Genomic DNA, 5,354 nt, shown 5'->3' on the forward strand with positions numbered 1-5,354 from the left:
TCGACAGCATCTACCAGTCCGACGAACGATCTGTACGCATCCGAACCGCCGATTGTCACGCGAGAATCCGGCTGATGGCGGATGGCTAAGCGAATGCCAGTCCGGCAGCGATCAGCACCATCGATCCGAGGGCGACATTGAGCGCGCGTTCGCCGTTGGGCGACAGCGCCAATCCTCGCAGCAAGCCCCCGATGGTGAGCCAGACGATGTCCACCACGACCATCACCGCCACCAGTAAGAGCCATTTGGCGAATGAATCCTGCGGCGCGCTTCCTTTGATCAAAGTGTATGACGCAAACAGGGATGCGAACGCCAGATAGGCTTTCGGATTTGTCAGGCCCAAGAGAAAGCCCGCCGCAGGCGAGGCGTGCGCGCCGTTCTTCGCTTGGGCGGCCGGCGCGGAGCGCGTTCACTGATCTGGATGTCGAACGGCGGCAGAAGGGCATGACATTGCATTCTCGCGGCGCGACGGCGCCCGAGCTTTGTTCGGCGAGAACCCTCCAAGCAGTGAGAGGGCGCAGGGAAGACCGGGTGCCGGCTGGCACCCATGGCCCCCGTGCAACAGAAACGCACGGGGCAGGAACCACAGGCTCAGCCGAGTTGACCCGGCCTTCCCTGCGCGATGGATCTGCCGGCTGCTCCGTGCTCTCCCTGGCGACCGGGCTTTCTTGCCACCATCACCCGCGCGACGCGGAAGCGTCGACACAGGCTTGATCCCAGCGTCGGGGGATCAGGACCACACGGCTTGGCCGCCCGCGAAAAATCGTTCGTCCGCACCCCCGAAGGAATGCTGCGACCTCCCGCGGCCACCGCTCCCCGCCTCCACGCCCGTGACGACCGCGGATCGCCCCTCTGCACGAGGCGGGATGGCGCGCATTATGCCTCTGATTTGGGGTCGGCGTCAAGGAAAATTCTGAAATTCGGAAGGCGCTGACTGCGACGGGTTGGCGCGACGGGCAGCTGCGGCCTTTGCGGGTGAACGGCGTGTCACCGGGGGTCGTGGAGACGCCTTGGCGGGATTTCCTGCCGCCCGAGCAGAGGCAAGCGGTCTTCGCCGACTATGCGAGCAAGACACCAGTCGGTCGGGTCGGAAAGCCCGACGATATCGCGCAGGCGGTCGCCTTCCTCATCTCCAACGGCTTCATGACTGGCCACGTCATCGTCTGTGATGGCGGCCTGCGCCTCGTCGCCTAGGCCCTCGCGTTGGCTGGCACCTGCGATGCAGAAGCATGCCCGGGCGCAACATAGGGTACAGGGCGGATCAGGCCTACTGTGGGTCATGAGAGTGTCGTCGCGCTCTCACTGCCCGTCATTCCGGGCGCGCCACCGGGTCCGCGCAAAGCGCGGCCCGATGACAGGCTCCGCGCGAGCTCGGAATCCATGACCACGAATCTTGATGGTGGATCGAAATGCACGCAACGACGATCTCGCCCGAAATTGCCGCTTGTGGTTATGGATTCCGGGCTCATTCACTTCGCGAATGCCCCGGGATGACCAGCGGAGAAATCGCGCTCGACACGAACTATGACCAGCAGGATCAGCGAAGCGTAGTCCGCCATCTTGGCATGGGCGGAATCGGAATCCTCCCGCCGGAGACGGGCTGGGAATTCAGCCGGCGGGTCTCCTTCAGGGAGCGGCGTTGGCGTCCGACGGAGCGGCGGATTACGCTTCGCTGATCCGCCTTACGTCGACCGATCCAGTCGCCTTGCACTCATCTCAGTCGCAGCCGGTAGCGCAGGCCGTGATCGCGTGCGGATGGCCGACCACGAAGGCCGCGGAGCCGGCGACGAGCAGGCCCAAGACAACCACCAGAGCCAGGAACTTCATGGGCTTCCCCCTCCACGGCGTCATTGCCGTGATCGAGAGAGAGCCAATCGTCGGCGTTTCGGGCGCAATTGAGAGGACGCGCAGGCGGCAATGCGGCCCTTCGATGAGGCGGATTTGACGTAGCAAACCGGCAACACCTGCGGACGGACGATGAAGGCAGGCCGTCGGCGCGAGATCGTGACCGATGTCTCGGGTACGTTGGTGCGTCAGTCGCGTGTTCCTGAAGGCTCAGCGTCATGTTAGCCTGGGCTGCTCCTGGGTCGCATTTCGATCGTTCGACGGCGCCCCACCGGCGCGGCGGATTTGTCCATGACCAATCGAATTCTGGTTCTCTATGGCTCGTACCGTTCTGACCGCATGGGGATCAGGCTTGCGCAGTTTGCGCTGGACCGGCTGCGCCGGCGCGGCGACGGCGTCGAGCTGATCGATGCGAAGGCCGTGGGCCTGCCCATGCTCGACCGCATGTACAAGGAGTATCCTGCGAACGAAGCGCCCGCGGCGCTCGAAAAACTGGCAGGTCAAATCCGTGACGCCGACGGTTTCGTCTTCATCACGGGGGAGTACAATTGGGGTGTTCAGCCCGGCTTGAAGAATCTCACCGATCATTTCCTCGAGGAATGGTTCTGGCGGCCCGCGGCGATCGCGAGCTACTCGGCGGGACGCCTGTCCGGCGCACGGTCCGCAAGCGCCTGGCACGGCACGCTCTCGGAAATGGGCATGGTCGTGGTATCGAGCACGGTCGCGGTCGGCCCGATCGCACACTCGCTGTCGGAGGATGGCGCGCCGATCGGGGAAGGCGGCAAAGCGCTCGAGCAAGCCTTCAAACGTTTCGCCGACGACCTGATGTGGTGGGTGGAAGCGGCCAAGGCCCAGCGCCAACGCAGAGCACCGCCTTACTGAAGCCGCCACCGCATCAGGCTCGCCGAGCCGTCTGCGGGTCGGCATGCCTTTCAACCGGTGGCCGCGCCGCCGCGATCAAGTCTCGACCGTTGCCCGCTTCGGCAGTTTCCAGTCAGGGCGCACGAAGTGGCAGGTGTACCCTTCCGGGTAGCGCTCGAGATAGTCCTGATGCTCGGGCTCGGCTTCCCAGAAATCCCCGGCGCGGGTGACCTCGGTGACCACCTTGCCGGGCCATAGATGCGAAGCCTCGACATCCGCGATCGTATCCTCGGCGACCTTCCGCTGCTCGTCCGTCGTATAGAAGATGGCCGAGCGGTAGCTGGTTCCCAAATCATTGCCCTGACGATCGAGCGTGGTCGGATCATGAATCTGGAAGAAGAACTCCAGCAAGGTCCGGTAACTGATCCTTGCCGGATCAAACATGATCTCGATCGCTTCAGCATGGCCTTCGTGATTGCGATAGGTGGCATTCTTCACGTTTCCGCCCGTGTAGCCGACGCGGGTGGAGACCACGCCCGGCTGCTTGCGGATCAGATCCTGCATGCCCCAGAAGCAGCCCCCGGCGAGCACAGCGCGTTCAATCGTCATTTGACAGCCTCCTGATAGTCTCCGCTCCATCGAGGTCGCCATACTAGCCACCGCTGCCGATTGGTCACGCGAAATCGCAAGACGCGGCCGGTCAACGCAGTGCTGCAGATGGCGCCGATCTTCTCCGCAAACACCTTCACCGCGCCCGCCTCGGCCAGCTGCGCCTCTTGCCCCCGCCAGCGTCTGGCCCTCAGTGCCACCCGCGCATACCGTAGACCGTCATCACTGCGCTCCACTTTCGTGCAAGACTTACGCACAATGTAACTCATTGGCGAATCAACCTCAACGAGATTGAGCGAAAGTCACGAGTTTCGTTCAGCACATCCCCCGCAACGTCAGTGACCCGGGCTGCGGCCTCGTGTGCATGGCACCGCGTTGACCTTTCTCGCGCCGCCGTCGCCGACCTCTGCACTTCAGCAGATATTTGCCTTGGGGATGGGGGGCCAAAAATTCGACAGCCCGGATGCGCGCAGTAGTGCTCCCAGCAAATTTTGTGAGTTTTTGGTTTGCCAGCCGCACAACTACGGATGATCTATCATCGCCTTCAATCGGCCGGAATCTGACCTAATAGGAATCACCGCGTGATGAACGCTGGCGAACGGGCGCCATTATCCCCCGTGCGGTAGACCCGCCCGTAAGGCTACAGAGGGTCGAAAAGAAAACCTGGGCCGTGAGTTTGCGACGTACGCAAACATCCGCAGTGCGCGCTGCTGAAACTTCCACCCGCTTGGCCAAGCCCTCAACTTAGGGAGGTCAGCATGATGCAAATCGAAATCCGCATCGTCCTTACTATACCGTGGTTCTAAGACTACGGGTCCGGCCTGCTCCAACGTAAAATTGGAGCAGGCCGCTGCGTTTTGGCGCTAGCTTAGATAACGAGCGACTGCTGCTGATACACGCATTTGGGGGAGAGTTGTGGCTCCAAGACCGTTCTTTAGAGAGCTTGAAGAAATCGTAGCCGAAATCTTTCGACTACATGGGTTCGATGTCGAGACCAATATACAAATTGCGGGCTTAGAGGCTGACCTGCTTGTGGCCTCAACGCAAGGCAAGCGTGCCGTGGTTGAAGTGAAAAGCTACAGTTCCAGAACAATGGGGCTGTCTGCACTTGTTCGAGCCGCCCATCAGCTCATTGCAACGAAGCACGTATTTCGGGCGCAACATGCAATTCTGGCCGTGAGTGCAAGCTTGAGCGTGACCGAGACGGACGCAATCAAGAGCGCGCACCCGGGACTTCTCGTTTACGACGTCAACGCCCTCACGTTCCTTGCGGTACGCGATGCGGAGCTCTATCAACGGTTAGACGAATTCCTAAGGCGCTCTCAGCCGTTTTCCAATCCCGCGAGGATCATTCCAACAAACGTCGACCCAAACTTCGACTTAGATCAACCTGCAATGCAGGAACGGCCCATTCCAACTCAGACGTTGAAGGCTAAAGAACTTGAGGAGAGCCTCCGAAATGTACCACCCGGCGATGGGAAGGCTTACGAGAACGCTGCCACTGAAGCTCTGACGTATGCGCTGTCGGACCATTTTGCGACATGGCTCTCACAGCACGGCAGCGAAACACGAATGTCAATCTACGATTTGATCGCAAGAATAAGTTCCGACCACGACTTCTGGAACACGATCATTACTCAATTCCATTCCCGCTATGTGATCTTCGAGTTCAAGAACTACACCGATAAGATCGGCCAAGGACAAATCTATACTACAGAGAAGTATCTTTATAAGACTGCGCTCAGAGGAACTGCGATCATCGTATCTCCAATGGGGCCAGACGAGAACGCTATTGCTGCGGCAAAAGGCGCCTTAAGAGAACACGGCAAGCTAATTATAAGTCTTACAACGGATCAGTTGATTGAAATGTTAGACCTCAAGGATTCTGGCGGCGAGCCGACGGATGTGATCGTTGCGGTTGTAGATGATATGCTCATGACGCTTGAGAGATGACTTCTTAAATGGCTGGGCCTCTGACCCTGACAGCTCATGCACTAGTGGTTCGGAGTTGGTGGGCTAGTTTCTCGAGTGAGGCGGAT

At 60.2% G+C, this 5,354-nt stretch carries 3 protein-coding genes and 2 pseudogenes; 3 read left to right on the top strand and 2 right to left on the bottom strand.

The annotated features are described in order from the left end of the window. Nucleotides 1–85 precede the first annotated feature (85 nt). A pseudogene (locus JOY90_RS00890) lies at nucleotides 86–379 on the bottom strand (LysE family transporter); the annotation flags it as partial. A 578-nt stretch (nucleotides 380–957) separates the two neighbouring features. Here JOY90_RS00890 and JOY90_RS00895 point away from each other — a divergent pair. Further along, a pseudogene (locus JOY90_RS00895) lies at nucleotides 958–1,194 on the top strand (SDR family oxidoreductase); the annotation flags it as partial. A gap of 942 nt (nucleotides 1,195–2,136) precedes the next feature. Next, a complete protein-coding gene (locus JOY90_RS00900; protein ID WP_291689292.1) occupies nucleotides 2,137–2,727 on the top strand; it encodes an NADPH-dependent FMN reductase in 591 nt (196 codons plus the stop codon). A gap of 75 nt (nucleotides 2,728–2,802) precedes the next feature. On the opposite strand, the gene msrA is transcribed toward JOY90_RS00900, so the two are convergent. Next, nucleotides 2,803–3,315 (bottom strand): peptide-methionine (S)-S-oxide reductase MsrA, encoded by a 513-nt coding sequence (gene msrA / locus JOY90_RS00905; RefSeq protein WP_291689293.1) that lies wholly within the window; start codon nucleotides 3,313–3,315, stop codon nucleotides 2,803–2,805. 915 nt (nucleotides 3,316–4,230) lie between these two features. Here msrA and JOY90_RS00910 point away from each other — a divergent pair. After that, nucleotides 4,231–5,268 (top strand): restriction endonuclease, encoded by a 1,038-nt coding sequence (locus JOY90_RS00910; RefSeq protein WP_291689294.1) that lies wholly within the window; start codon nucleotides 4,231–4,233, stop codon nucleotides 5,266–5,268. The last annotated feature ends 86 nt before the right edge of the window (nucleotides 5,269–5,354 follow it).

The organism is Bradyrhizobium sp. (genome assembly GCF_019242285.1).
Classification (GTDB): domain Bacteria; phylum Pseudomonadota; class Alphaproteobacteria; order Rhizobiales; family Xanthobacteraceae; genus Bradyrhizobium.